This is a genomic window from Rhizobium sp. PvP014, from assembly GCF_017876855.1.
Classification (GTDB): domain Bacteria; phylum Pseudomonadota; class Alphaproteobacteria; order Rhizobiales; family Rhizobiaceae; genus Neorhizobium; species Neorhizobium soli.
In genome coordinates this window covers 103,954-129,338 of the sequence record NZ_JAGIOT010000002.1, presented here as the reverse complement: position 1 = coordinate 129,338, position 25,385 = coordinate 103,954, and the positions used below count along the sequence as shown (strand labels likewise).

21 protein-coding genes and 1 tRNA gene are annotated in these 25,385 nt (G+C 62.0%); 10 read left to right on the top strand and 12 right to left on the bottom strand.

What is annotated here, in order from left to right; translation table 11 throughout:
- Positions 1-182: 182 nt before the first annotated feature.
- Positions 183-1,355, bottom strand: coding sequence for a polysaccharide biosynthesis/export family protein (locus J3A65_RS05185; protein ID WP_209900109.1), 1,173 nt, complete (start codon positions 1,353-1,355; stop codon positions 183-185).
- Positions 1,356-1,882: 527 nt separating this feature from the next.
- Here J3A65_RS05185 and J3A65_RS05180 point away from each other — a divergent pair.
- The gene (locus J3A65_RS05180) at positions 1,883-2,578 is read left to right on the top strand and encodes a DUF6656 family protein (protein WP_113489988.1); all 696 of its coding nucleotides are present in this window, start codon (positions 1,883-1,885) and stop codon (positions 2,576-2,578) included.
- A gap of 264 nt (positions 2,579-2,842) precedes the next feature.
- Here J3A65_RS05180 and J3A65_RS05175 read toward each other — a convergent pair whose 3' ends face one another.
- The gene (locus tag J3A65_RS05175) at positions 2,843-3,454 is read right to left on the bottom strand and encodes a helix-turn-helix transcriptional regulator (protein WP_162759497.1); all 612 of its coding nucleotides are present in this window, start codon (positions 3,452-3,454) and stop codon (positions 2,843-2,845) included.
- A gap of 252 nt (positions 3,455-3,706) precedes the next feature.
- Positions 3,707-3,780, bottom strand: a tRNA-Gln gene (locus J3A65_RS05170).
- Positions 3,781-3,974: 194 nt separating this feature from the next.
- Here J3A65_RS05170 and J3A65_RS05165 point away from each other — a divergent pair.
- Positions 3,975-4,892 carry an MBL fold metallo-hydrolase gene (locus J3A65_RS05165; RefSeq protein ID WP_209900106.1) on the top strand — a complete coding sequence of 306 codons (918 nt, stop codon included), beginning with the start codon at positions 3,975-3,977 and terminating at the stop codon, positions 4,890-4,892.
- 7 nt (positions 4,893-4,899) lie between these two features.
- Here the strand turns inward: J3A65_RS05165 and J3A65_RS05160 are convergent, their stop codons facing one another.
- The 3 genes from J3A65_RS05160 to J3A65_RS05150 all read right to left on the bottom strand — a co-directional run bounded on the left by J3A65_RS05160 (position 4,900) and on the right by J3A65_RS05150 (position 6,242).
- Positions 4,900-5,796, bottom strand: coding sequence for a DUF1499 domain-containing protein (locus tag J3A65_RS05160; RefSeq protein WP_209900103.1), 897 nt, complete (start codon positions 5,794-5,796; stop codon positions 4,900-4,902).
- A 77-nt stretch (positions 5,797-5,873) separates the two neighbouring features.
- Entirely contained in the window at positions 5,874-6,077 is a 204-nt protein-coding gene (locus J3A65_RS05155) for a hypothetical protein (RefSeq protein ID WP_209900101.1), read from the bottom strand.
- Between the two features lie 6 nt (positions 6,078-6,083).
- Positions 6,084-6,242: a hypothetical protein gene (locus tag J3A65_RS05150; protein ID WP_209900099.1), complete on the bottom strand. Its 159-nt coding sequence runs from the start codon at positions 6,240-6,242 to the stop codon at positions 6,084-6,086.
- Between the two features lie 146 nt (positions 6,243-6,388).
- Between J3A65_RS05150 and J3A65_RS05145 the strand changes: the two genes are divergently transcribed.
- Positions 6,389-6,658: a hypothetical protein gene (locus J3A65_RS05145; protein ID WP_209900097.1), complete on the top strand. Its 270-nt coding sequence runs from the start codon at positions 6,389-6,391 to the stop codon at positions 6,656-6,658.
- A gap of 4 nt (positions 6,659-6,662) precedes the next feature.
- On the opposite strand, the gene ppdK is transcribed toward J3A65_RS05145, so the two are convergent.
- On the bottom strand, positions 6,663-9,335 hold the full coding sequence (gene ppdK, locus J3A65_RS05140) for a pyruvate, phosphate dikinase (protein WP_209900094.1): 2,673 nt from the start codon (positions 9,333-9,335) through the stop codon (positions 6,663-6,665).
- 177 nt (positions 9,336-9,512) lie between these two features.
- On the opposite strand from ppdK, the gene J3A65_RS05135 reads away from it, so the two are divergent.
- Entirely contained in the window at positions 9,513-10,493 is a 981-nt protein-coding gene (locus J3A65_RS05135; RefSeq protein ID WP_209900092.1) for a VOC family protein, read from the top strand.
- A 275-nt stretch (positions 10,494-10,768) separates the two neighbouring features.
- On the opposite strand, the gene J3A65_RS05130 is transcribed toward J3A65_RS05135, so the two are convergent.
- The 3 genes from J3A65_RS05130 to J3A65_RS05120 form a co-directional block, all read right to left on the bottom strand.
- Complete coding sequence (locus tag J3A65_RS05130; protein ID WP_209900089.1) at positions 10,769-14,230, bottom strand: chromosome segregation SMC family protein; 3,462 nt, start codon at positions 14,228-14,230, stop codon at positions 10,769-10,771.
- A 51-nt stretch (positions 14,231-14,281) separates the two neighbouring features.
- Positions 14,282-14,986: a DsbA family protein gene (locus J3A65_RS05125; protein WP_113109616.1), complete on the bottom strand. Its 705-nt coding sequence runs from the start codon at positions 14,984-14,986 to the stop codon at positions 14,282-14,284.
- A 289-nt stretch (positions 14,987-15,275) separates the two neighbouring features.
- Positions 15,276-15,788 carry a DUF721 domain-containing protein gene (locus tag J3A65_RS05120; RefSeq protein WP_209900087.1) on the bottom strand — a complete coding sequence of 171 codons (513 nt, stop codon included), beginning with the start codon at positions 15,786-15,788 and terminating at the stop codon, positions 15,276-15,278.
- Between the two features lie 92 nt (positions 15,789-15,880).
- On the opposite strand from J3A65_RS05120, the gene mutY reads away from it, so the two are divergent.
- The 3 genes from mutY to J3A65_RS05105 all read left to right on the top strand — a co-directional run bounded on the left by mutY (position 15,881) and on the right by J3A65_RS05105 (position 18,154).
- A complete protein-coding gene (mutY, locus tag J3A65_RS05115; RefSeq protein WP_209900085.1) occupies positions 15,881-16,993 on the top strand; it encodes an A/G-specific adenine glycosylase in 1,113 nt (370 codons plus the stop codon).
- Between the two features lie 18 nt (positions 16,994-17,011).
- Positions 17,012-17,626, top strand: a complete 615-nt coding sequence (locus J3A65_RS05110) for an HAD family phosphatase (RefSeq protein WP_209900083.1) — start codon at positions 17,012-17,014, stop codon at positions 17,624-17,626.
- Positions 17,627-17,719: 93 nt separating this feature from the next.
- Positions 17,720-18,154, top strand: a complete 435-nt coding sequence (locus tag J3A65_RS05105) for a VOC family protein (protein WP_209900081.1) — start codon at positions 17,720-17,722, stop codon at positions 18,152-18,154.
- 231 nt (positions 18,155-18,385) lie between these two features.
- Here the strand turns inward: J3A65_RS05105 and J3A65_RS05100 are convergent, their stop codons facing one another.
- Positions 18,386-19,516: a site-specific DNA-methyltransferase gene (locus J3A65_RS05100; protein ID WP_062453606.1), complete on the bottom strand. Its 1,131-nt coding sequence runs from the start codon at positions 19,514-19,516 to the stop codon at positions 18,386-18,388.
- Between the two features lie 164 nt (positions 19,517-19,680).
- Between J3A65_RS05100 and J3A65_RS05095 the strand changes: the two genes are divergently transcribed.
- From J3A65_RS05095 to J3A65_RS05085, 3 genes are all read left to right on the top strand, one after another.
- On the top strand, positions 19,681-19,959 hold the full coding sequence (locus J3A65_RS05095; protein WP_209903330.1) for a nucleotidyltransferase family protein: 279 nt from the start codon (positions 19,681-19,683) through the stop codon (positions 19,957-19,959).
- 176 nt (positions 19,960-20,135) lie between these two features.
- Entirely contained in the window at positions 20,136-21,773 is a 1,638-nt protein-coding gene (locus J3A65_RS05090) for a Na+/H+ antiporter (protein WP_209900079.1), read from the top strand.
- A 112-nt stretch (positions 21,774-21,885) separates the two neighbouring features.
- Entirely contained in the window at positions 21,886-22,572 is a 687-nt protein-coding gene (locus J3A65_RS05085) for an HAD family hydrolase (protein ID WP_209900077.1), read from the top strand.
- Here the strand turns inward: J3A65_RS05085 and J3A65_RS05080 are convergent.
- Positions 22,569-25,361, bottom strand: a complete 2,793-nt coding sequence (locus J3A65_RS05080; protein WP_209900075.1) for an autotransporter domain-containing protein — start codon at positions 25,359-25,361, stop codon at positions 22,569-22,571. The genes J3A65_RS05085 and J3A65_RS05080 overlap by 4 nt on opposite strands.
- Between the last annotated feature and the right edge of the window lie 24 nt (positions 25,362-25,385).

Here is a 25,385-nt window from a genome sequence, read left to right as displayed (position 1 = left end):
AGGCAGCGCACAACTTACGAGGCGTTTGGCAGAGGTAGTGATGGGGAATACGGGCTCGCAGCAGCCCTTTACGGGCCAGGCACTGCCCTAGGCGTAACTCTATGAAGCAACAGCGCTCCGCCGTCGCAGTGGCCCTTGAAGATACCGTCGAAATCCCTTGGGAGGGCTCCGGCGGCTGCGGGCTACAAGTCCTCCAGCAAGCGCTGGCCCTGATACGCCGTGCTGATCGGCGCGCTGATGATGCGCAGGAACTTCGTGAAGTCGACCGAGAAATGGCGTGCCGCGTAGATGACGTCGCGGTTCTTGACCGGGAACGTCTGGCCGACGATCAGGCTGTCGGGCTTGCTCATGTCGAACCTGTAGACGATCGGGTAACGTCCGTCTCTGTTGAGCTTCATTCCCTTGCGCAACATGGCATTGAGGCGTGCAGGACCGAGCAGGCTCTGAACGACTTCCTGTTCCTCGTAGCGGAACAGGAAGTAACCGCTGCCATTGACCGACGCGTCGTCGCCGCCGCCGCCCATCGCAACTGCTTCAAGAAGGTTCAGGTCGTTCGCGCCGAATTCCTTGCGACTGTTGCCCTTGATCGCGCCCAGAAGCGTGAAGGTGCGCGAATCATGCGACAGGAAGATCTGGTCGCCCGGCTGGACGAAAATGTTCTCGTTCGGATTGTCGATGATCGATTTAAGAAGCACCGTGCCAGTGCGCTTGCCGCGCACAAGCGTGACATATGTTTCATAGGGCTGCGCCGTTGCGCCGCCGGCCTTGGCGATGACATCCGTGATATGGTCGCCACTGAGGCCGATAGGGGTCTGCGACGACTTCGCCACCGCGCCTGATACCGTCACAGAGCGTGAAGGCGTGTCTGCGCTTGTCACGATGACATCCGGCTCGACTGCCTTGCTCTGGAGCGCCGTGAGAATGGACTGGCGAGCTTCCTCAAGCGTCTTGCCTGCGAACCGCACCTGGCCGACATAAGGGATCGCGGCCTTGCCATCCGGCTGGACGACCAGCTCGATAGGGGTCTGCTTCGACTCGCGTGTCGAGAACAGGCCATCTGCACCGGCCTCGAAGATCGTCACGCGCAACTGGTCGCCGATGCCGATCACGGCACGGCCACCGCCGCCGCCAAATCCAAATCGACGCTTCAACGCGGTCGAGACATAATCGGAGATAAGGCGTGCGGAACGGCTGTCCACGTCGACAACGTCAAAGACCTCGGCATTCGGACGATTCAACTCGGCTGCGGACTGACCGCCCTCGGTCGTGATTGCCGACGCCAAAGGCCCCTGCCCCGGAACGGCCTGACATCCCGTCAAAGCCACGCAGAACACGACTGCAGTCATTCGCAACAAATCAAGTACTCCAGATTCCGAAGTCGATGGCCGACACGACGCAAGGCCGGTGTCGCGCAAGGACGCCCCTTGAAAGCACACTGCGCCTTCAACAACAAGTGGACAGCCACCTACCCTTGCCAAATTTAGGATCGGTGCGGTTTTACGGTCTCAGTTAACCACCTCAACCGTTTCCAGACGCTAGGCTTCGGCGGTTAAAGCAAGGCTAAGGAATTTGGTTAAGACATCAAGGCCGCTGCGCCTATGTGCCAGTCGAGAACATCGCGGGGCGTGGGAGCGCTCCCGCTTCCAGCAGCCGCGCACCACGGTGTCACTGCACCCATTCTTATCCGCATACCGAATGCCATTGCCATTGCCATTGCCATTGCCATTGCCATTGCTGCGAAGAACCGCCTTTCCAAAATGCTGCAAGCGCGCCCTAGCGAAAGTTGACCTGCGTCAATTGAGGGGAAACTACGGAGCGTCTGGGAGCAACCTCTTAAGGCTGCACTCATATCTTCTTCATCAACGCAAGAAGAGAGGGCATCATGAGTGTAGCCAAGCTCCAGTACGGGGACCGTTTCGGTGACGACGTAAAGAAAATCTCGCGCACGGCGTTGTCCGCCTCAAGTTCTAGCGATGCTGCGCTCCCATCAGCGAAATACACACGCTGGTTTCATGGCGAAGCGGGCGAGCCGGAACCGATGGCAACCTCAGCCAAAAAGTTTCGACGGCTCGCCGCAGACATGGTTCTTTCAGAAGTCATCGCTGTCACGAAGGAGAACCTGTCGATCCTCGGCGACGATGCCAATCACCTCTTCGCCTCTTCGCTTCCGACAGGGCACCGGATGCGCAAGGCAATTCGTGCGTCGATTCTGCAGTCTGTCCCGCATCTTGGAGCCTGCAAGTTCGGGGAAGTCGTAACCGAGCACGGCCCCAACGCCATCGCCGTCACGCAGATGTTCATCGCGAATTTCGACGGCGAGATCAACACGTCCGCAGGCGGCACAGATCTTTACAAGCCGCGAAGCCAGGACTTCGACCAGATGTTCTTCGGCCTCCACGTACTCCTCGACCGCAATGGCAATTTTCTAGGCTTCAATCACCGGCTCGGCGAAAATGGTCTGGCCTTCCAGACCAAGAATATCTCCACTGCCCTCTACAATGTCGCATCGACAAGTACCGGATTGTCGCTTGAGGCTCTCCGGGAAAGAGCTGCCATCAATCGGGTTGTAAACCGGTAACCGAGAGCGTTTCCCAGCGAGAGTAAATCATCCTGCCGGCGCAGGATTTCGGACAGGCAAGGCGAAGGGCATATCTGTGGGTACGTCAAAGCCGATCGGCTTTGATCCTGGCGAAAGGCTGCCCGGCCCATCGGGTTGGCTGGATCGGGAGGCCTGAGCGCCCGGCCGACTTGACCGTCGAATGTGGCTACGACGGGCGCCGACCGGGCAACCATCTGCAATCGTTCGAGGCAGCAGAATGCTTCAATCTTGCCAGGAAACGCTCTAGGGGTTCTCTCTTTCCCTATGACCAATCTGCGTGGCGACGAGCTTTGCCACCAAGTGCACGAGGTTCTTGGCTTCGAACCGACCCTTCAGCTTGTCGATGCGATGCTCGATCGTCCTTGGCGAGAGGTGAAGGTCTTCGGCGATTTCCTTGGTCGTCTGCCCCTCGATCAGCAGCTGGATGATGTTGTCATCCGTCATGTCGGTCTTTGCTTCTTTCGACGGCGGAATAAAGAACCGCCCTTCGACCAGACTGATACACCAGTTCGGCCTTCCCTCGCACTTTTGAGGAAGCAGCAGTCGCTCGTAGCCGATCCTGACCCCGAGAACCTTCGTTCTGACAAGCTCAAGCGTCGGGCGCCCGACCTGCAGACAGCGGGAATAGGTTGGGATGATGGCCTCATCGACGAAGCCTCGATCGAGATCTCGAAGGTTGGCATCGGGAAATTGCAGCCTCAATTGACCAAGCAAATGGCTCTTGAACCCAAAGTCCCTCACCCGCCGAAACCGCCAGTCATACGGGTCTTCGTCTCCCGTTGCGACAACGGACAGCGCCATCTTGATGGAGAGGCTGGAGACGAAGCTAGAATACACGCTTTCCGGGTCTGCCATCTCGCCCGACCGCAGCCAAACATCGATAAGGCTTTGAGAGATTGTATTGAATGAACTCATTAATGCGACACAAGAACCAATTTCTTCCTGTTCGCATATGCAACTCTCAAGGGTTTCAAAAGAATTACATTCGTCTAAAATAAACTACGTCGTCAGTTATGGAAAACACGGGAGACCACAGGATCTGAGGACCATATGCGGCCAGGCGCTTCTCGGTCACTTGTTGGAGGGTTTGCACGAAACGTGATGCGTTGGCTGGGGCGCCAGGATTCGAACCTGGGATGCCGGTACCAAAAACCGGAGCCTTACCGCTTGGCGACGCCCCAACAGGTCGGGGGCAAATCATTGCTGGCCCGGACCGGAAGTGGCCTTGCTCTAGCAAAGCTTTGCCGCCCTCTCAACGGCAAAATTCGGGATTGTCACGAATAAACGCGGGGTTTCGGGTTTACGGGCGTTGATCGGGTGCTAAACCTCGGGGAGATGACAACAAGCGCCCTTGGCGGCAGGACAGTTTTTGAGCATGCCGGACGACCTTGATTTCGATCTGACCTTTTCGCCCTCCTATGGCGTGCCCGTGACGATCGCGGCAGGGGTGCAGCGGTTGACGGTGAATAATCCCTCGCCGTTTACCTTTCATGGCACCAACAGCTATATCGTCGGGACATCGTCGGTCGCCGTGATCGATCCGGGGCCGGAGGACGAGGCGCATTTTCAGGCGCTGTTGGCGGCGCTCGACGGGCGGCGTGTCAGTCATATCTTCGTCAGCCATACGCATCGCGACCACTCGCCGCTGGCACGGCGGCTGAGCCAAGCGACCGGAGCGCTGACGGTGGCGCAGGGGCCGCACCGGGCGTCCCGTTCCCTGCACGCGGGCGAGATCAATCCACTCGCTGAAAGCGCTGATACCGATTTCGTGCCCGATATCGCGGCCGGTGATGGTGAGAGGATCGAGGGCGACGGGTGGGCGCTGACCGTCCTCCATACACCCGGCCATACCGCCAACCACTGCGCCTTCGCGCTGGAAAATTCCGGCATCCTGTTTTCTGCCGACCACGTGATGGCCTGGGCGACGACGATCGTTGCGCCGCCGGATGGATCCATGGCGGATTTCATGGCGTCGGTCGAAAAGCTTCTGGCGCGCGGGGACGAAGACCGGATCTTCTTTCCAGGGCACGGCGGACCGGTGACGGAGCCCGCCTCTTTTCTGCGCGGCCTGCGGACGCACCGGCGGATGCGCGAGCGTGCGGTGCTGGAGCGGATCCGCGCCGGCGACCGGTTGATCCCGGATATGGTGACGGCGATCTATGCGCGGACGGATCCGCGGCTGCATGGTGCGGCCGCCCTTTCGGTGCTGGCGCATCTGGAAGACCTGATTGGCAAGGGACAGGTTGCAACCGACGGACCGCCATCGCTTTCAGGCATCTATACGCTGGCTTGACGGGCGCTTAGCCGCCGGTGATGCCGAGCAGTTCGGTATCGAGACGATCGAGGAAATCCTGGGCAATCTCAGCCCCGAGGCCGAGATCATGCGGGCCGAAGCGCGAGACGACGCGCAGATCGACGGAGGTCGTCTCGGCATCTTCACGCAACCGGATCACGATATCGAAGCGCAGGCCGAGCACCAGCGTGCGGGTCTCGCCCTGAAGCAGCACATCGCCGGCGGTGCCGATCGTCGGCTCGAGCGTGAGTTCAGGCCGGCGCAGCGGCACCGGCGCCACATCCGGCACCGGCGCCTGCTCGTCGCGGGGCGCGGCACGGGTGAGGATGTCGGGCTCCACCAGCTCCAGCCCCTCTGTCTTGACGATGCCGATCCGGGCGGACTGTAGCGCCTTCTGGACGCCTTCGTAGACGCGGTCGACGGCCCCTTCGTAACGTCGTCCGGTGAGGCGCGGATAGGCGGCAAACTGCGCGCGGCGCTCAGTGGGCGTGACCATCGGCGGGCGCTGCGGCAGGAAGCGCTGGTCGGCTGTCGGTTCGAAGACGAAGGCAGGCGGATCGGCGATATCGGTGGAGATGTCGTAAAGCGGCGGCAGCGTGAGATAGGACACGGTTCCCATCACCACGACGGCAAGCGGGACGGCTGCAAACACCAGCCCGTGTGCAGCAGCAACGCCTCCTCTTGCACCGACACTCCAGAGCCGCGCGAGACCCAGCAGCGACAGCGGTACCGAGGCAGCCGCGATGGCTGCGGAACACAGCACAAGTGCCACGAAATCCGGCTCGTTCAGCGGCCCGAACCGATGCGCGACGGCTGCAACCACGAATAGAAGAAAAGCGCAGAAGCCGAGCCTGCGCCCGAAATAGGCGGCGCGGGAAACGGGCCGGACAAAGCGGACGGTCATTGTGTGAAAGCGGCTCCATGCAAAGTCTCGTTCCTTCTGTAGAACAGCGCGGCGGGGAATGGAATCCTTGCAGATTATTAGTCGCGGATCACCTGGCTTTCCGTCACCTTCCCAGATTGAGACAGGCGCACCACGAGCCATTCGGAGTCGATGGACAAGAAGCCGCGTTCATCGCCGAGGTGATAAACGAGATCATAGTCCGTAAACTTGGCTGTGGGTGGTGGCTGTCCGAGTTTCGCCAGGACCTCGCCACGGCTCAAGCCTTCCAATGCGCCTGTCATCACGAGTCAGTCAGCCATGCGGTGGCGTTTGGAAAAGCGGTCGTGCGGATCGTCATCTGCAGCGTGCCACCAAGCCTGCACAAAAGGAAATGGAACGCTGGTTATCTTGTAGACCGCGAATAGGGCGGCGATGATCGCCCACGCAACAATGCCTACCTTCTTCATTCGGTCACACGAGTGCCGGGCCAATCCAACCTCCACTGGTGACAGGCTTTGACATGTCTGGAGCATTGCGTCGTTATAGGTTTGGTACCGAGTTGGGATCCGCGAAAGCGACCTCCGGATGCCGCAGCCAAGATCTGGAGCCTATCATGCGTCTTGCCCTTCTCGCTACACTGGCCGTCATCGGAACGGCACTCACTTCCTGCCAGACAATCACACCGGAGGAGCGGCGGGCGGCGGATCAGCAGTCCTGCGCGCGCTTTGGGTTCCGTCCCGGGACCGATTCCATGGCGCGCTGCCTGCTCGACCTCGAGCTCGACCGCCGCGCCGAGCGACGCGCATGGCGGGCAGAAAGCGATGCGATGATGGGACGCCCGCCGATCGTGGTGACGCGGCCGGTTTATATTCACCGCCACTGACCGGTCAGCCCTTCGTCCGCTCGATCGCTGCCTGGGCGGCGGCGAGCCTTGCGATGGGCACGCGGAAGGGGGAGCAGGAGACGTAGTCGAGATCGGCGTTTTCGCAGAAGCGGATCGAGGCCGGGTCGCCGCCGTGTTCCCCGCAAATGCCGAGTTTCAGGTCTGCCCTCGTCTTGCGGCCGCGCTCTGCTGCAAGCTGGATCAGTTCGCCGACGCCGTCGAAATCGAGCGAGATGAAGGGGTCGTGCTCGATAATGCCCTTGCGCTGATAGGTGGGAATGAAGGCCGCCGCGTCGTCGCGCGACATGCCGAAGGTGGTCTGGGTGAGGTCGTTGGTGCCGAAGGAGAAGAACTGCGCGGTTTCGGCGATCACATGGGCGCGCAGGGCGGCGCGCGGCAATTCGATCATCGTGCCCGCCAGATAGGCGATCGGGACGCCGGTTTCGCGGGCGACGTCTTTCGCCACCGCATCGATGACGCCCTTCACGTAATCCAGCTCCTTGCGCAGGCTGACCAGCGGCACGAGGATTTCGAGTTCGACCGGTTCTCCGGTGGTCTTTCCGGCTTCGACAGCCGCTTCGAAGATAGCGCGTGCCTGCATTTCGGCGATTTCCGGGTAGGAGATGGCAAGCCGGCAGCCGCGGTGGCCGAGCATCGGGTTGAACTCGTGCAGCGCATCGATGCGTCTTGCGAGGAAGGCCGGCGGCATGCCCATGGCGCGGGCGACGTCGTCGATCTCGGCCTCGGTCTTGGGCAGGAATTCATGCAGCGGCGGATCGAGCAGGCGGATCGTGACCGGCAGGCCGTGCATGATTTCGAACAATTCGGTGAAATCCGACCGCTGCATCGGCAGGAGCTTGCCGAGCGCTGCGCGCCGCGCCTTCTCGGTTTCCGCCAGGATCATCTCGCGCATGATGTGGATGCGGTCGCCTTCGAAGAACATGTGCTCGGTGCGGCAGAGACCGATGCCCTCCGCCCCGAACGAGCGGGCGGCGCGGGCATCCTGCGGCGTATCGGCATTGGTGCGCACGGTCATGCGCCGGGTCTTGTCGGCCCAGGCCATCAGCTTGCCGAAATCGCCAGACAGCGCGGGCTGGGTCATCGGCACGGAGCCCTTCAGCACCTGGCCGGAGGATCCGTCGATGGTGATGACTTCACCGCGCCTTAGGCTGACGCCGTTTGCGGCAAGAAGCACCTCGTTGCGCAGGTCGACGCGCATGGAGCCGGCACCGACGACGCATGGAATGCCCATGCCGCGGGCAACGACGGCCGCATGGCTGGTCATGCCGCCGCGGGTGGTCAGGATCGCCTCGGCGGCGTTCATGCCGTGGATGTCTTCCGGACTGGTCTCGATGCGCACGAGGATGACCTTGCGGCCTTCCTTGTCGGCTTCGACGGCCTCTTCGGCTGTGAACACGATCTCGCCGGTGGCAGCGCCCGGCGATGCGGGCAAGCCAGAACCGATCACGTGGCGTTCGACGCGCGGATCGATGGTCGGGTGCAGCAGCTGGTCGAGCGAGGGCGGATCGATGCGGCAGACGGCCTGGCTTTCGGTGATGACGCCTTCCTCGACCATGTCGACGGCGACTTTCATGGCGGCACGGGTGGTGCGCTTGGCGTTGCGTGTCTGCAGCATCCACAATTTGCCGCGCTCGATGGTGAATTCCACATCCTGCATGTCGCAGTAATGGGCTTCGAGCCGGTCGCAGATCGTGCGGAACTCGGCGAATGCCTGCGGCATCAGCTTTTCCATCGAGGGCTTGTCGGAACCGGAGGCGAGCCTGCCTTCCTCGGTGATCGATTGCGGTGTGCGGATGCCGGCGACCACATCCTCGCCCTGCGCATTGACGAGGAACTCGCCGTACAAGGCTTTCTCACCGGTCGACGGATTGCGGGTGAAGGCAACGCCTGTGGCCGATGTCGAGCCGAGGTTGCCGAACACCATGGCCTGGACATTGACCGCGGTTCCCCATTCCTCGGGGATCCGGTGCAGCATGCGGAAGGTTTGCGCGCGCGGGTTCATCCAGCTCGCGAACACGGCGGCGATCGCTTTCCAGAGTTGCTCGTGCGGATCCTGCGGGAAACCCGTTTCCAGTTCCTCCCCGATCAGCTGCTTGTAGAGCGAGACGAGGTGCTGCCAGTCGGCGGCGCAAAGTTCGGTATCGTATTCGTGGCCCAGCCGCGCCTTCTCGTCTTCGAGGATCTCCTCGAAGATCTCGTGGTCGAGGCCCATCACCACATCGGCATACATCTGGATAAAGCGGCGGTAACTGTCCCAGGCGAAGCGGGCATCGCCGGAATCTTCAGCGAGCGCCTGCACTGTCTGGTCGTTGAGGCCGAGATTGAGGACGGTGTCCATCATGCCGGGCATGGAGGCCCTGGCGCCGGAGCGGACGGAAAGAAGCAGCGGCTGCACGCCTGCGCCGAAACGGCGGCCGGTGATTGCTTCCATGGCGGCGATGCCATCGAGGACTTCGGCCTTCAGACCGTCGGGCAGCATGCGGGCGTTTTCGAAATAATGGGTACAGGCATCGCAGACGATCGTCAGTCCGGGCGGCACCGGCAGGCCGAGGCTTGCCATTTCCGCGAGGTTTGCGCCCTTGCCTCCAAGACGGATGCTGTCACCAGCGCCTCCTTCCGCCTTGCCATCGCCGAAGCGATAGACCCATTTCGCCATTTCGCATCTCCACCCAGTCTTCTCAAGCATTTACAGCGTTTATGATCGTTTGGGAATTATGCGTCAGGATTATGTTGCAGCGCAGCAAAATCGGTGAGTTGTCATGCCTGACAGGAAAGTGACGTGCGCATGGGCTAGCGCGTCTCTATAACGCCGCCGGAACCTTCAGGGCCTTCGATGACCATCACGAGACGGAATGCATTGAAACTGGCGGGTGTCGTGTCTGCGACGGCCGCCCTTAACGGCGCGCTGCTGGCGGAAGGAACGAGCGCGGCGATGGCTGCACCTGCCCTGCCCTTTGCCGTGACGACGCCTGTCCATGTGGATCAGGCGGCGCTTCGGGTGCGGGACCTCAAATCCATGACCGCCTACTACCAGGCCATGCTCGGGCTCGAGATTATCGAGCAGGATGATGTTTCCGGCGATCGCGTCGTGCTGGGTGCGGGGGGATCGCCGCTTCTGCATCTCGTCCGTTCGGCAGAGGCCGCCTTCGAGACGCCGGGGTCTGCCGGTCTGTTTCACATCGCCTACCTGATGCCGGACCGCGGCGATCTCGCCCGCTGGCTGGTGCATGTGGCGCAGCGGCAATTTCCGATCACAGGATTTGCCGATCACAGCGTCAGCGAGGCTGTCTATCTGACCGATCCCGAAGGAAACGGCGTCGAGGTCTACTGGGATAGGCCCCATGAAATGTGGACATGGAACGGCAATGTGGTGACGATGGGCACCGAGGCGCTCGACGTGGACGATATCGTCGCGACTACCGACATCAACCGCGACACCTACACAAAAGCGCCCGCCAACCTCAGGATCGGTCATATCCATCTGCGGGTCGGCGAGATCGACAAGGCGCGGGCCTTCTATGGCGATCTGATCGGCCTGTCATCGACCCGGGGCACCAGAGACGACTCGGGCTTCTTCTCGTCCGGCCATTACCATCACCACCTCGCCTTCAACACCTGGCAGAGCGCCGGTGCGGGAATGCGGGAAGAGACGCAAACCGGGCTCGACTGGTTCTCGCTGGAATTTGCAGAAAAGAGCGACCTGCTTGCGCTGAAGGACAAGCTGAAACAGGCGTCGGTTAGCTTCACGAGGGCTGTCGATCATATCGACATTCTCGACCCCTGGGGGACGAATGTGCGGCTGACGGGGCTGTAAGGACGCCTGCGGCGCGGATGTCGGAAAGAGATGAAAACGCTTTGCGGGGCCGGATCACATCGGCCCCGCAAAGCCTTCCGCACAGGACAGGAAAACCCGTGCGGGGGGTCTCTATATCGGCGGTACTTCGATGCTGAACTTGCGGCATCGAGGCACCACACGTCAATATGATTTTAGTTAAATTACACTACGCCGAGACGCTGATGTCCCATATGAGTAAATTGACGTAGGTAGAAATACGGAGGCCGCGACCGGTTGACCGGGAAAGCGCTGGCTCAGCTGGCTTCGCGCAAGAGTTCCGCCGTCTGCAGATCGACGGAGACCAGCTGCGAGACGCCCTGCTCTGCCATGGTGACGCCGAACAGGCGGTTCATGCGGGCCATGGTGATGGGGTTGTGGGTGATGATGATGAAGCGCGTCTCGGTCGACGCGGCCATCTCGTCCATCAGGTTGCAGTAACGCTCCACATTGTGGTCGTCGAGCGGTGCATCCACTTCGTCCAGCACGCAAATCGGTGCGGGATTGGTGAGGAAGACGGCAAAGATCAGCGCCATCGCCGTCAGTGCCTGCTCGCCACCGGACAGAAGCGTCATCGTCTGCGGCTTCTTGCCCGGCGGGCGGGCGAGGATTTCGAGGCCGGCTTCGAGCGGATCGTCGGATTCGATCAGCTGCAGTTCGGCTGTGCCGCCGTTGAAGAGGTGGGTAAACAGCCGCTGGAACTGCTTGTTGACCACGTCGAAGGCGGCCAGCATGCGTTCGCGGCCCTCGCGGTTGAGGCTCTGGATCGCGCCGCGCAGTTTGCGGATGGCGTCGATGATGTCGTCGCGCTCGTGGATCAGCGCGGCGAGCTTGTCGGAAAGCTCCTTCTGCTCTTCCTCGGCGCGCAGGTTGACGGCACCGAGCCGCTCGCGCTCCATCTTGAGCCGGTCGACTTCCCGTTCGATCTCGCGGATGTCAGGAAGCGTGGCGCCGGGCGCGATGCCGGCAATGCGCATCACGTCATGCGGCTCCACATTGAGTGCCTCGCGGATGCGCAGCTCGCCCTCGTGGCGCTTTTCGGCGGCGGAGACCAGACGCTCTTCGGCACGGCCGCGCTTTTCGCGGGCTTCGGCGAGTTCCGACAAGGCCGTGGCGGCGATACGGTCGGTTTCGCGCTGGCGGGTTTCGGCCTCGACCAGCCGATCGGAGGCGGCCTTGCGGGCAGCTTCCGCCTTTTGCAATTCGTTGATCAGTGCCCGGCGGCGCTCGTCGAATTCTTCAGGTGCTGCTTCGAGATCGACGATCTCGTCGCGCGCCTCTTCCTCGCGCTGGCGCAGGCTGCCGATATGATCGGCGGCGCTGGCGATGCGGGAGACCCAGGCGGCGCGTTCCTGGGCGATGGCGGCGATGCGGCGCTTGCGCACCTCGATCTCGCGGCTCTGGCCCTCAAAGGCTGCGCGCGCTTCGGCGAGACGGCCCCGATCGGTGGCGACAACGCTTTGCTGGTTCAACAGCTTGGCATCAATGGCGGAGAGATCCGGTGCGTCCTCGAGCTCGATGCGCGCATCTTCTTCCTGGACACCGAGATCCTCGATCTGGCCGGTCAGCTGGCTGACCGCTTCCGCAACCACATCGCGGCGACGGGTGAGATCGCCGGCTGCCCGTTCGGCTGCGGCAAGCGCATCGCGGGCATCGCTCAACTGGCGGGCGGCAAAACGGCTGCGGTCGCGCGCTTCGGCGAGCCGTTTTTCCTCAATCGAGATGGCGGTGCCGGCTTGCGCCAGCGCATCCTCGGTTTCCGAGAGGATATCGCGCGCCTCGTCGATCTCGCCTTCCAGCTCCGACAGACGGTTTTTCTGGGACAGGCGAAGGGCAGCCGCACCCGGCGCTTCGGAGCCCGAGATATGGCCATCCCAGCGATAGACGGCACCCTCTCGGGTCACGAGGCGCTGGCCAGGGCGCAGCAGCGGCATCAGCCCCTCGGCGTCGTCTTGCGAGATCACGCCGATCTGCCCGAGCCGGCGCGCCAGTTCCGGCGGCGCCGTGACATAGGTCGACAAGGGCAGCGCTCCCTCCGGCAGGCCGGGATCAGCGGCGCCGTCGCCATTGATCGACCAGTGGGCGGAGGCGGATGCATCGACAGGTGTTTCGAGATCATCGCCGAGGGCTGCACCAAGCGCTGCCTCATAGCCACGATCGACGCGGATCATTTCGGCAACGGGAACGAAGCCACCGGACAGGGCGCCGGCCGCCAGCATGCGCGAAATCGTGCGCTTTTCGGTTTCGAGCGCGTTCAGCGCCGATCGGGCAGATTCCACCGGGCCGCGGGCCATGAGTTCGTTCGAGCGCGCATGGGCGAGCGCCGACTCGACTTCTTCGGCCCCGATCGTCGCATCTTCGACGGCAATTTCGGCGGCTTCCACCGCGTCCTGCCGCTCGGCCGGGTTGTCGAGGCCATCAAGCTTTTGTCCGATCGCGTCGAGTTCGCCCGTCGCATCGGCCATCTGCCGGTCGAGGCGCTGGCGTCGTTCGGCGAGATCGCGGATCAGCCGGTCCAGCGCGTTGCGTCCGGCGGAAGCTTCGGCACGTTCGGCGGTCACCGCGGCAAACAGCTTTTCGCTGTCGGCAAGCGTTGCGGCAGCTGACTCGAAGTCCTCACGCAGGTCTTCGGCTTCCGCACCAGACTCCGCCAGCGTCTCAGTCAGCTCGGCTTCTTCGCCATCCAGCTTGTCGAGGAAAGCGGTGTTGTCGGCGGCAAGCTGTTCCTCGCGGCTTATGTCTTCGGCAAGCTGGGAGAGCCTTCGCGTCAGTTCGTCGCGACGGCGCAGCAGGCGGCCGGCTTCTTCCTCGAGCTGGCCGCGGGCGATCTGCAGGCGCTGCAGGGCGGCACCGGCCTTCGCCTCGTCCTCACGCAGTTCCGGCAATCGGAGGCTGGCAATGGCTTGTGCCTTTGCCGCTTCCATCTGCCCTTGCGCCTTTTCGGCGACGATATTGGTGGCCTGGTTGAGCGCGGTTTCGGCTTCCGCCTCCGCCTCGCGGGCCTGGACGAAGCGGATATGCAGAAGCATCGCCTCGCGGGCGCGGATATCGGCCGACAGCATGCGGAAACGGTTGGCCTGGCGGGCCTGGCGCTTCAGGCTCTCGATCTGGCTTTCCAGCTGGGCGACGACATCTTCCAGCCGCTCCAGATTGGTTTCGGCGGCGCGCAGGCGAAGTTCGGCCTCATGGCGGCGCGAATGCAGGCCGGAAATGCCGGCGGCTTCTTCGAGAAGCTGGCGGCGCGCCTGGGGCTTGGCATTGATCAGTTCGCCGATCCGCCCCTGTCCGACCATGGAGGGCGAGCGTGCGCCGGTCGAGGCATCCGCGAACAGGAGTTGCACATCCTTGGCGCGGGCTTCCTTGCCGTTGATGCGGTAGAGCGAGCCGTTCTCGCGCTCGATGCGGCGCGACACCTGGATCTCATCGGCATCGTTGAAGGCGGCGGGTGCCGTATGATCGGAATTGTCGAGATAGAGGCCGACTTCGGCGCTGTTTCGGGCCGGACGGTTGCCCGAGCCCGAAAAGATCACGTCGTCCATGCCGGACGCGCGCATGTTCTTGTAGGAGTTTTCGCCCATCACCCAGCGCAGCGCCTCGACAAGGTTGGACTTGCCGCAGCCATTGGGGCCGACCACGCCGGTCAGCCCTCGCTCGATGATGAATTCCGTCGGCTCGACGAAGGACTTGAAGCCCACGACGCGCAGCTTGTTGAATTTCATGCTGCGCCCTTTCTCCCGCCGACGGGTCCCCTACCCGCCGGGGTGGCGATCTTACAGAAGGCTGTCGAAAAGCTTCGACATGGAGTCAACCGTCATATCTCCGGAGTATTTCTTGCCGTTGATCAGGAAGGTCGGTGTGGAATTGACGCCGAATTCCTCGTTGCCCCGCTTAACGACGGTATTAATGTCGTCGAGAAGCTTCTGGTTCGTCAAGCAGGCTTCGAAACTCTGCTGTGAGTAACCTGCAAGCTTGACCGACTGCAGGAGGGCGCCGCGCACATCCTTGTCGGCAGGTGCCGCCCAGGCGCGCTGCTGCTTGAACAGCATCGACACCATCGGGTAATACTGCGCAGACGTTGCGAGTTCGGCCGGGTTCTGCGGGTTGCAGCGGGCCAGCATGAAGGCAGCGGTCGCGACCGGATCGAACGGGAATTCGCGGATGATGAAGCGAACCTTGCCAGTATCGATATAGTTCTTCTTGATCGTCTCGAACGTGGTGTTGTGGAAGTGTGCGCAATGCGGGCAGGTCATCGACATGTATTCGATGACGGTGACCTTGGCGTTTTCTTCGCCGAGCGCCATTTCCGGCAGGGTGCCAGGCTTCAGCGCCGCCGCCATATCCACATCGCCCTGCGATTCCGGAAGGGCCTGGGCAAAGGCGTCGGAGATGCCGAGCGGCAGCGACAGGCAAAGCGCCGTGACCGCCACTCCGCCGAGAAGCGCGCGTCTGGTGATGGTCTTATCGTTCAACTGCATGGAACACCCGTGTTCGAGATTTGAAAAAGTTTGATATTCCGTATCGTGGCGCCTTGGCCCCGACAAGCGGTGGAGTGTTAAATCCCTTCAAAGAATTGTGACGAAATGGCGGTGCGAGGGATAGTTCGGTGTATTCCTCGGCCTTTTCCGCTCTGTTGCGTCAGGATGCGTATGCTAGTCGGAGGGAAACGGGCCCTGCGATGAAAAGAGTTATTTCAGCCCAAGGACTTGGGCTGGCTGGATTCCTGTGACGAGCACAGGAATGAGAGTGGCGGGGGCCCTGGAACTCTCATTTGCGCTTCTGCTGGAGAACGGCGGTGCCGAGCCTGGCGACGGCTTTCTTCAGCGCATCGCTTTCGATCCCTTCCATCATGCCCTCCAGCCGTTTCGCCGCTTCGCCTTTGAGGGGCTGCAGTTTGCGCGGATGCTTGAACGTCTGAGACACCGGTTTTTGCACGATGCGGATCTGGCGCACCGCCGGAAAGCCGAAGAAGCCGTTGATGCGGGCGATCAGTTCGCCCTGGGCATGACCGAGGAACAGCGCGCGGGACCCTTCACAGGCGATGGTGAGGACACCAGGCTGGTGGCCTCCCTCGCTATAGCCATCGTTATAGCGCGACCAGGCGATCTTTTCCGGCCGCGTGCAATCGGCGAAATCCTCGCCGGCGATCGCGTCCCAGGAGCCGAGCAGCGAGGTGGATATGCCGGCGCGGCGGGCCAGCACCGGATCGATGATGCCGTTCGCCACTTCGGAGATCTGCAGCGCGCCTTTGCGGCGGAACGGAGGTTTCGGAGCATTCATCGCTGGATAACTGGCCGCCTGAGGTTGTGCCGTCCTTGATGCCGGCGCATTGACGCATACCTATAGGCCATTCCAGCGGCAAACGGCAAACGATGCTCCAGACGCTTCCCAAGACGACGAATTCGGCCGATGGCCCGACCCATGCGGAAAGGCTTCTCGCCTGGTACGATCGGCACCACCGCGAGCTGCCCTGGCGGATCAGCCCGACGGCTGCCAAAGCCGGGATCCGGCCCGACCCCTATCGCATATGGCTGTCGGAAGTGATGTTGCAGCAGACGACAGTGCAGGCGGTCAAACCGTATTTCGCAAAGTTTCTCGAGCGCTGGCCGAAGGTGACCGATCTTGCCGCAGCCCCTTCCGACGACGTGATGGCGGCCTGGGCGGGGCTTGGCTACTATGCCCGCGCCCGCAACCTGAAGAAATGCGCAGAAGCGGTTGCAGCCGATCATGGCGGGGTGTTTCCCGATACGGAAGACGGCCTGCGCGCCCTGCCCGGCATCGGCTACTATACGTCGGCCGCCGTTGCCGCGATCGCCTTCAACCGGCAATCGGCTGTGATGGACGGCAATGTCGAGCGGGTGATCTCGCGTCTCTATGCGATCGATGCACCGCTGCCGGGGTCCAAGCCCGCCATGAAGGCAAAGGTCGTGGAGCTGACGCCGGCTGACCGGCCGGGCGATTTTGCCCAGGCGATGATGGATCTCGGCGCGACGATCTGCACCCCGAAACGTCCCGCCTGCGCGCTCTGTCCGTTCCGGGACGACTGTCTGGCCTTGGCCGGCGACGACCCTGAGCGGTTTCCGGTGAAGGCCGCAAAGAAGGAAAAGCCGGTTCGCCAAGGCGCTGCCTTCGTGGCGGTGACGCCCGATGGCGAAGTGCTGCTGCGAAAGCGCATCGAGACCGGACTCTTGGGCGGCATGACGGAAGTGCCGACGACCGCCTGGACCGCGCGGCTAGATGGCGGCACGACGATCGATCACGCGCCGATCCCCTCTGCCGACTGGCAGGCCTGCGGCACGGTCATTCACGTCTTCACCCATTTCGAGCTGCGGCTTTCGATTTTTCGCGCGAAGGTGACCAAGGTGGCTGTGGACAATGGCTGGTGGGAACCGGTGGAAAGCCTGGAGAACCAGGCCTTGCCGACCGTCATGAAAAAAGCAATCGTCCAGGCTATACCACTCGCCTTCGCAAAAGCTCCAAACTGACAGCAGGAAACATCCTCTATGGCGGCCAAGATTGATCACATCGTTTTCGACATCGGCAAGGTTCTGATCCACTACGACCCCAACCTTCCCTATAGCCGCATCATTCCCGACGAGACCGAACGCAAGTGGTTCTTCGACAACGTCTGCACCCACGAATGGAACCTGGAACAGGACCGCGGCCGCAGCTGGAGCGAGGCCGAAGCGCTGCTGCTTGAACAGCATCCGCAACAGGAAGCCAATATCCGGGCCTTTCGCCAGCACTGGCACGAAATGGTGCCGCATGCCTATGACGGCTCGGTTGCCATCTTCGAGAGCCTGATCGAGAACGGCCGCGACGTGACCATGCTCACCAACTTCGCCGCCGACACATTCGTCGAAGCCCGCCGGAAATTCCCGTTTCTCGACAAGCCGCGCGGCGTCACGGTGTCGGGCGAGATCGGCCTGATCAAGCCGGATGTGGCAATCTACGAAAAGCACGCCCGCGATTTCAGCCTCACCCCCGAAGCCTCGATCTTCATCGACGACAGCTATCCCAACGTCGAAGGCGCGCGGGCAGCGGGCTGGCACGCTGTGCATTTCACGGATTCGGAAACGCTGCGGAAGGATTTGAGGGATCACGGTATCGAGGTGTGAGCGTTGGGGGTGGTAGCCGGTATGCTGACGATATAAGTTCCCGGCCCACCCACCTCGTTTTGCAATCGACCTCACGTTAAGACGGCACCCCTCATGGCAATACCATTCGCTCCCGTCGGCATTGATCACATCGTGTTTCTGATCGACGACATGAAACGCGCCCTCGCCTTCTACACTGACGTCCTAGGGTGCCGTCCTGGCTATTCCTATCCGGGACTGGGGATGGAGCAGGTGTGGTTCGGGTCGTCGTTGATCGTCTTGTGGGATGTAACTCACCCGGGCGGAACGAAAGCAGCGCCTCTGGTGACCGGTGGGCGCAATGTCGATCATGTCTGTCTTGCGACCAGCCCTTTCGACCATGACGAACTGCGGACGCATCTCGATAAGCACGGAGTCGAGATCGTCCAGGAAGCGTTTCATGGGGGTGCCCGGGGCATGGGGCACTCGTTCTACATCCATGACCCGTTTGGCAATAAGATCGAGATCAAGGGGCCTGCAGAATACCCGGATGGACGGCAGGCAACCTAGCCGGGTGATCGGCGGACGGGCCGAAACATTCTAGTTCGGAGGTGTTCAGGGTTACTCTGGTCAGAGCCTGCGTCGTTGCGGCCCCGAAATCAGTGCATTGCCCCATAAAAAAGATGACGCCCGGAGCCTTCAAACTCCGGGCGTCACATGATCCTCTTCCGGGACTAGAGGTACAAAACCGGAAGAGGAAGCTCGCGAGCTGACATGGGATCTGGTCCCGGGACTGGTGGCTCAGTCCGCTTTTGGCAGGCCGTTGCGAATGATGGTGCGAAGGTCGTCGATCGGTTTCAAGACGCCGGCCTCCTCGTAGTGCCAGAAGGTCCAGCCGTTGCAGGCATCAAAGCCCTGAACCTTGGCGCCGAGGCGATGGATCGATCCGGCGTCGCCGTTCGAGGTCAGCGTGCCGTCGGCGCGGATGATGGCGCTGTGTCGGCGGCGGGCGTCGGTGAGGATCTGGCCAGGCTTGACGAGACCGCTTTCGACCAGTGAATTGAAGGCGACACGCGGTTCGGCGCGCTTGCCGGTCATGACCGTCAGTTCCGTCTTGCCGAGCGGTTCGACCGAAGCGATGCGGGCGGATGCAGCGTCGATATAATCCTGCTCGCGTTCGATGCCGACGAAGTTGCGGCCGAGACGCTTGGCGACAGCACCCGTGGTGCCGGAACCGAAGAACGGGTCGAGCACGACATCGCCGGGCTTGGTGCAGGACATGATGATGCGGGCGAGCAGCGCTTCCGGCTTCTGGGTCGGATGAACCTTCTTGCCGTCGTCACCCTTCAGGCGTTCGCCGCCCGAGCAGATCGGAAACAGCCAGTCGGAGCGCATCTGCACGTCGTCGTTGGAGGCCTTCAAGGCTTCGTAGTTGAACGTGTAGCCCTTGGCCTTGGCATCGCGGCTGGCCCAGATCATCGTCTCGTGGGCGTTCTGGAACCTTCGGCCCTTGAAGTTCGGCATCGGGTTGGTCTTGCGCCAGACGATATCGTTGAGGAGCCAGAAATTCAGGTCCTGCATGATCGCGCCGACGCGGAAGATGTTGTGGTAGGAACCGATCACCCAGATCGTGCCGTTCGGCTTCAGCACGCGGCGGCAGGCAAGCAGCCAGGCGCGGGTGAAGGCATCATAGACCTGGAAGGACGCGAACTGGTCCCAGTCGTCATCGACGGCATCGACCAGGCTCTGGTCGGGGCGATGCAGGGCGCCGCCGAGCTGCAGGTTGTATGGCGGATCGGCAAAGATCGCATCGACCGATTTATCCGGCAGCGCCTCGAGGGCTGCCACGCAATCGCCCTTGATGATGGAGTTCATCCAGGCGTGAGGACGGGCCTGTTTCTGGAGGTCGATCAAAGGAAGGACTGCGGCCATGAGACACTCGCTACGCTGTACTGAACACGAATTTACTGACTGTTATGGTTACTCATTTTGGTTACCAAAGACTGAAGCCGGTGGCCTGTTTCTGGAAAAAAGCAAAATGATGGGAAGCGGCGCGAAGATGCGCTAGGCTACAACTCTTAAAAAAAGCAGAGGCGATCGAGAAGCTGAGACGGCAGGCCGACGCGATCAGGGCGCTCGGCGCGACCTCGCTTTATCTGTTCGGCTCGGTTGCCCGCGACGAAGCCGGACCCGACAGCGATCTCGATCTGTTTATCGATTATGACGAGAGCAAGAAGTTCTCTCTGCTCGATCTTGTCGGGATCAAGCTGTTTCTCGAGGATGAACTTGTCGTGCCTGTAGACGTCACGACGCGGGACAGCCTTCATCCGATCCTGAAAGATCGGATAGAACTTTCTGCAACGCAGGTGTTCTGATGGACGAATTTATCTGGGACGTCATTGCGCATGACCTGCCGCCGCTCAAAGCCGCGATGCTGGGCCTACAAGAACGACTGAGCCGGTCTTAAAGGTCGCACCCCCCTTCCCGGCCCTTGCCTCATCCATTCCCATTTCTTATTCAGGCCGGAACCGGAACGGATAGGAGCGCCACTATGGAAAGCATCACCATTGCCCTGGTCCTGCTTCTCGCCGTGGTTCTGAGCGGCACGCTGGCAAGGCTTTCGCCTGTCGGCATTCCGCTGCCGCTGGTGCAGATCGCGCTTGGGGCCGCGATCGCCGGCGTGACGGGGTCTGCGGTGCAGCTCGATCCGGATTTCTTCTTTCTGCTGTTTCTGCCGCCGCTACTGTTTCTCGATGGATGGCGCATTCCGAAGGAAGGGCTGTTCCGCGACAAGGCGGTGATCCTGGAACTGGCGCTCGGGCTTGTCGTATTCACGGTGATCCTGATCGGCTTTCTGGTCCACTGGATGATCCCGGCGATACCGCTTGCGGTCGCCTTCGCGCTCGCCGCCATTCTCTCGCCAACCGATCCGATCGCGGTCTCGGCGATTGCCGCGCGGGTGCCGATCCCTGGCCGGCTGATGCATATTCTGGAGGGCGAATCGCTGCTCAACGATGCGTCGGGCCTTGTCTGCATGCAGTTTGCGGTGGCCGCCGTGCTGACCGGCGTGTTCTCGCTGACGGATGCGGTGGGTACGTTCCTTTGGGTGGCTATCGGCGGCATCCTGATCGGCTTTGGCACCACATTCGTGGTCATGAAGGCGAAGTATTACGTGTCGCGCAAGCTCGGCGAAGAGCCCGGCGCGCAGATCTTGATCAGCCTGCTCATTCCGTTCGGCGCCTATCTTCTGGCCGAGCACCTGCATTGCTCCGGCATTCTGGCAGCTGTTGCGGCGGGCATCACCATGAGCTTTGCCGAATTGCGCGGCCAGACGATGGCTGCCACCCGCATGCGGCGCTACGCGGTGTGGGACACGGTGCAGTTTGCGCTGAACGGCATCATTTTCGTGCTGCTGGGCGAACAGATGCCGGGCATCGTCTCAGGTGCCGCCAGGATCGTCACCGAGACCGGCCATCTCCACCCGATCTGGCTGATCGCCTATGTGGCGCTCATTACCGTCGCGCTCGCGGCTCTGCGTTTCGCCTGGGTGTGGGTATCCTTGCGCTTTACCCTGTATCGCGCCGCGCGTCGCGGAGAGGCGATCCGCAAGCCGCACTGGCGGCTTCTGGCTGCGATGTCGCTTGCCGGCGTGCGCGGTGCGATCACGCTTGCGGGTATCCTCACCCTGCCGCTTGCCATGAACGACGGCACATCGTTTCCGGCACGCGATCTGGTGATATTCCTGGCAGCCGGCGTGATCATCCTGTCGCTGACGGCGGCCAGCATCGGCCTTCCCTATCTTCTCCAGAACCTCGAATTGCCGCCGGAACCTGACCACCTCCAGGAAGAGGATATCGCCCGGATTGCTGCAGCCGAAGCTGCGATCCGCATGATCGAGAAACTGCAGCATGCGATGAGCGAAGGCCGCACCGACGCCGATCTTTACGGCGAGGTCGGCACGCGGCTGATGGAACTCTACCGGCAGCGGATCGAGGGCCGTTCCAAGCTCGGAGACGAGGCAGAGCTGTTGCGCAAGATGGAGGAGGTCGACAAGCGGTTCAGGCTGGCCGCCCTGCGTGCCGAACGCGACGAGCTGTTCCGGCTTGGCCGCCGGCGCAAGATCTCCGAGGAAATCGCGCGAAAGCTCGTTCGCGAGATCGATCTTGCCGAGGCGCGCTACGGTTTCTGAGGCGCGCCGTGTTCTTGCCGCTTTGGCGGTAGAGGAAATCGCTCTCCGCATTGTTTCCGGCGCTGCCCTCGTGTAGATCGCCCTCACCTTCTTTCATCAATGAGTATCCATCATGAGCGGCTTCGACCTCATCATCTTCGATTGCGACGGCGTGCTCGTCGATTCCGAAATCATCGCAGCACAGGTCGAATCCCGGCTGCTGACGGAAGCGGGCTATCCGATCAGCGTCGAGGAAATGGGCGAGCGCTTTGCCGGCATGACCTGGAAGAACATTCTTCTGCAGGTGGAACAGGAAGCGGATATTCCGCTGTCGGCGTCCCTGCTCGACAAATCGGAAAAGCTGCTCGACCAGCGGCTGGAACGCAGCGTCAAGATCATCGACGGCGTCAAGTTTGCGCTGTCGCGGCTGACCACGCAGCGCTGCATCTGCTCGAATTCATCGAGCCAGCGGCTGGACATGATGCTGACCAAGGTCGGCCTCAAGCCTTATTTCGAAAACCACATCTATTCCGCCAAGGACCTCGGTCCCGACCGCGTCAAGCCGAAGCCGGACATCTTCCTGCATGGGGCAAAGGAGTTCGGCGTTGAGCCGGACAGGTGCCTGGTGATCGAGGATTCCACCCATGGCATCCACGGCGCACGCACGGCCGGCATGCGGGTGGTGGGCTTTACCGGAGCATCGCATACCTATCCGAGCCATGCGGACCGGCTGACGGATGCCGGCGCCGAAACGGTGATTTCGCGCATGAGCGACCTGCCGGCGGTGATTGCCGCACTCGGTGAATGGGGCGGGATCTAGAACTGCACCACGAGGCTGGCCTTGGCGGTATGGCTCGTCAGAGAATGGGCAAATTCGCCGGAATAAGTCACCTTCAGTCGCGCGGACTTTGAAACCTGCGCCGTGACGGAGGCTTCGACGACGGCCGTGTCGCGCGGCAAAGCCACGCCTTCCAGCATGAACGGACTGCCGCCGCTGGCAAAGGCGAGCCGGGATGCGGGCGTCAGGTCGCCCATTGCGTGACGCCAGCCGAGCATGCCTGACACGGTGAGCGGCAGGTCCTCGACGGGCATTTGCGCCGACCAGCGAAGGCCGAATGTGGAAAGGGCGATGTTGTCCGTTTCGCCATTCCCCGTCAGAGCGGCCGCCCCGCCCTTTTCGCGAAAACCATCCGTGTCGAGATTGATATAGGCGAGGCTCGCGAAGGGCTGCAGCGTGACCGGACCTGCCGTCGTCTTCCAGGACAGGTCGGTAAACAGCTGGCGGGTGGCGCCTCTGTAATCGGCTTGAAGATTGTCCGTGAAAGTACCGAAGTTGACGCTGCGCGACGTCGAGATGCGGTTTTCGGAATAGACGGCGCCGGATGTGAGGGTAACGTCACCCCATGTCGCTGCAGCGTAGAGCCCGGCGTGATAGCTTTCCCAGTCCGCCTCGCTGCCCGAGGAGGCATTGCTGTAGCCGAACAATCCGCCAAGCCGCCAGTGATCGGAGGCCTGCCCGTCGAAGCCTGCGATCAATCCCGCCGCGTGGCTGTCGATGCCGGCCGCGTTGCCGTCGCTGCGCAATTGCCCAGTTGCTGCGATGCCCGTCGCCCAGAAGCTCGTCGCACCATCGGCCGATGCGCGGATCGGGACGGCACCGTTCACCCGGTCGACGATTGCGTCCCGGACGAGCCGGCTGTCGCTCAAAAGCTGGGTTTTCAACGAGGCGTGGATCTCGCCGCCAAGCTGCGAGAAGGCATCGCGAGCGCCATCGGCGTTTTGCTGGAGAACGCCGAGGAAGACGTCGTTTTCAGTTCCGAGCGACTGGACCGCTGTAGCTGTTGCGCGCGTATTGGCGGTGTTCGCGACGTCGGCGAAATCGACATCGTTCCGGTAGAGGCTCAGCGTCACGTCGTCGGCGCCATAGGCAAGGATGGGCGACAGGAAGGCGAGATCGGTGGTGACGTCGTCGAAGGCACCGGTAACGCTTTCGCCTGTGATGATCGTGTAGGTCGTAGCAGGTGAATAGGTGCCTGCGCCCGCGAGAACCTGGACCGTGCCGCCTTCGATGCTGACCGAACCGGTGGCGGCTAGGCTGTCGGACGTGCCGTCGGCTTGCGTTTCCACCTGATAGGTCGAGCCGGCTTCGAAGGTGACGTCGCCGTTGACGGCAAGTGTTGCGATACCTGGGCCGGGCGACAGCGTGCCGCCTGACCCGACGGTGAGGCCACCGATCTCCCCTGTGCCTGACAGCATGCCATCGGTGCCGATATCGATCGCGCCGCCGATCGTGCCGTCATTGACGAGCACTCCTCCTGACACCGTCGCATCGCCGCTGATCTCGCCGGTGTTGGAAAAGCTGCCACCGGTATTGGTGAGCGAGGCGATGGTGCCGTCGTTGGATGAGGTTCCGGCGTTCGAGACATCGCCGGCGACCGCGCCCGAATTGTTGACGAAGCTGGCGGAAGCCGCGACATCGACATCGGTGACGACGAAATTGTTGGTGACAGTGCCGCCTGTCACGGTGGTGCTTCCGGTGATTTCGCCGCTGTCATTGTTGGTGAAGGTGCCGCCGGTATTGGTGAGCGAGGCGATCGTTCCGGCGTTGGAGGCATTGCCCGAGTTGGTGACCTCGCCGGCCGTGGCACCTGAATTGTTGACGAAGATCGCAGCCGCCGCGACATCGACCGTCGTCACCACGAAATTGTTGGTGAGCGTTCCGCCCTCAAGGGTGGTTGCGCCTGAAATAGTGCCGTTGTTGGTAAAGCTGCCGCCGGTATTGAGAAGTGTTGCCACAGTGCCGGCATTGGACGCCGTGCCCGCGTTTGTGACCGATGCCGCCGAGGCGCCTGTATTGTTGACGAAACTGGCTGACGCTGCGACATCGACGTCGGTGACGACGAAGTTGTTGGTGACGGTACCGCCTGAGACCACCGTATCGCCGGTGATCGTGCCGCCGTCATTGTTGGTGAAGGATCCGCCGGTATTGGTGAGCGAGGCGATCGTTCCGGCGTTGGAGGTGGTGCCCGCATTGGTGACCGCGCCGGCCGTGGCGCCGGAATTGTTGACGAACCGGGCGGTCGCTTCGACATCGACATCGGTGACGACGAAATTGTTGGTCATCTGCGCATCACCGGACAGCGTCGTGCGGCCCTCGATCGAGCCGTCGTTGACGATCTCGCCACCCGAAGATGCGAGGTCGCCGGAGAGCGTTCCCGAATTACTGAAGGAGCCGCCGGACATCGTGACGTCTGATGACAGCGTGCCGCTTTCCGAGATCTCCATGCGGCCCATGTCGAACAGGGTCGTGCCGCTCGTCGCTGTCAGATCTGCATCGACGTGGAGCGTGCCGCCGGACACCGCGAGCGTGTCGACGGTGGCATCGGTTGCGACGGTCGGGGCGCCGGAGCCGATCGAGGCTGCGTCCGATGCGCCGGGGGCATCCGGTGCCGTTGTCCAGTTCGCGCCGTTTTTGAAATCGTTGTCGGAGGCGCCGGTCCAAGCCGATTGCGCCGATGCGCCGCCGGGAACGAGCGCTGCCAGCGTGACGATGGCGGTGCAAAGCCGCAGACGCCGCTTCGCGTCCGCCACGATAGCTGGAGCAATCATCCCAAACCCTGTCTCGAATGGTCG

What these genes read in the sequence shown, in the direction of transcription:
- J3A65_RS05180 (WP_113489988.1), top strand. Translation starts at nt 1,883, where the DNA reads ATGAGTGTAGCCAAGCTCCAGTACGGGGACCGTTTCGGTGACGACGTA.
- J3A65_RS05175 (WP_162759497.1), bottom strand. Translation starts at nt 3,454, where the DNA reads ATGGCAGACCCGGAAAGCGTGTATTCTAGCTTCGTCTCCAGCCTCTCC.
- J3A65_RS05165 (WP_209900106.1), top strand. Translation starts at nt 3,975, where the DNA reads ATGCCGGACGACCTTGATTTCGATCTGACCTTTTCGCCCTCCTATGGC.
- J3A65_RS05160 (WP_209900103.1), bottom strand. Translation starts at nt 5,796, where the DNA reads ATGACCGTCCGCTTTGTCCGGCCCGTTTCCCGCGCCGCCTATTTCGGG.
- J3A65_RS05155 (WP_209900101.1), bottom strand. Translation starts at nt 6,077, where the DNA reads ATGACAGGCGCATTGGAAGGCTTGAGCCGTGGCGAGGTCCTGGCGAAA.
- J3A65_RS05150 (WP_209900099.1), bottom strand. Translation starts at nt 6,242, where the DNA reads ATGAAGAAGGTAGGCATTGTTGCGTGGGCGATCATCGCCGCCCTATTC.
- J3A65_RS05145 (WP_209900097.1), top strand. Translation starts at nt 6,389, where the DNA reads ATGCGTCTTGCCCTTCTCGCTACACTGGCCGTCATCGGAACGGCACTC.
- ppdK (WP_209900094.1), bottom strand. Translation starts at nt 9,335, where the DNA reads ATGGCGAAATGGGTCTATCGCTTCGGCGATGGCAAGGCGGAAGGAGGC.
- J3A65_RS05135 (WP_209900092.1), top strand. Translation starts at nt 9,513, where the DNA reads ATGACCATCACGAGACGGAATGCATTGAAACTGGCGGGTGTCGTGTCT.
- J3A65_RS05130 (WP_209900089.1), bottom strand. Translation starts at nt 14,230, where the DNA reads ATGAAATTCAACAAGCTGCGCGTCGTGGGCTTCAAGTCCTTCGTCGAG.
- J3A65_RS05125 (WP_113109616.1), bottom strand. Translation starts at nt 14,986, where the DNA reads ATGCAGTTGAACGATAAGACCATCACCAGACGCGCGCTTCTCGGCGGA.
- J3A65_RS05120 (WP_209900087.1), bottom strand. Translation starts at nt 15,788, where the DNA reads ATGAATGCTCCGAAACCTCCGTTCCGCCGCAAAGGCGCGCTGCAGATC.
- mutY (WP_209900085.1), top strand. Translation starts at nt 15,881, where the DNA reads ATGCTCCAGACGCTTCCCAAGACGACGAATTCGGCCGATGGCCCGACC.
- J3A65_RS05110 (WP_209900083.1), top strand. Translation starts at nt 17,012, where the DNA reads ATGGCGGCCAAGATTGATCACATCGTTTTCGACATCGGCAAGGTTCTG.
- J3A65_RS05105 (WP_209900081.1), top strand. Translation starts at nt 17,720, where the DNA reads ATGGCAATACCATTCGCTCCCGTCGGCATTGATCACATCGTGTTTCTG.
- J3A65_RS05100 (WP_062453606.1), bottom strand. Translation starts at nt 19,516, where the DNA reads ATGGCCGCAGTCCTTCCTTTGATCGACCTCCAGAAACAGGCCCGTCCT.
- J3A65_RS05090 (WP_209900079.1), top strand. Translation starts at nt 20,136, where the DNA reads ATGGAAAGCATCACCATTGCCCTGGTCCTGCTTCTCGCCGTGGTTCTG.
- J3A65_RS05085 (WP_209900077.1), top strand. Translation starts at nt 21,886, where the DNA reads ATGAGCGGCTTCGACCTCATCATCTTCGATTGCGACGGCGTGCTCGTC.
- J3A65_RS05080 (WP_209900075.1), bottom strand. Translation starts at nt 25,361, where the DNA reads ATGATTGCTCCAGCTATCGTGGCGGACGCGAAGCGGCGTCTGCGGCTT.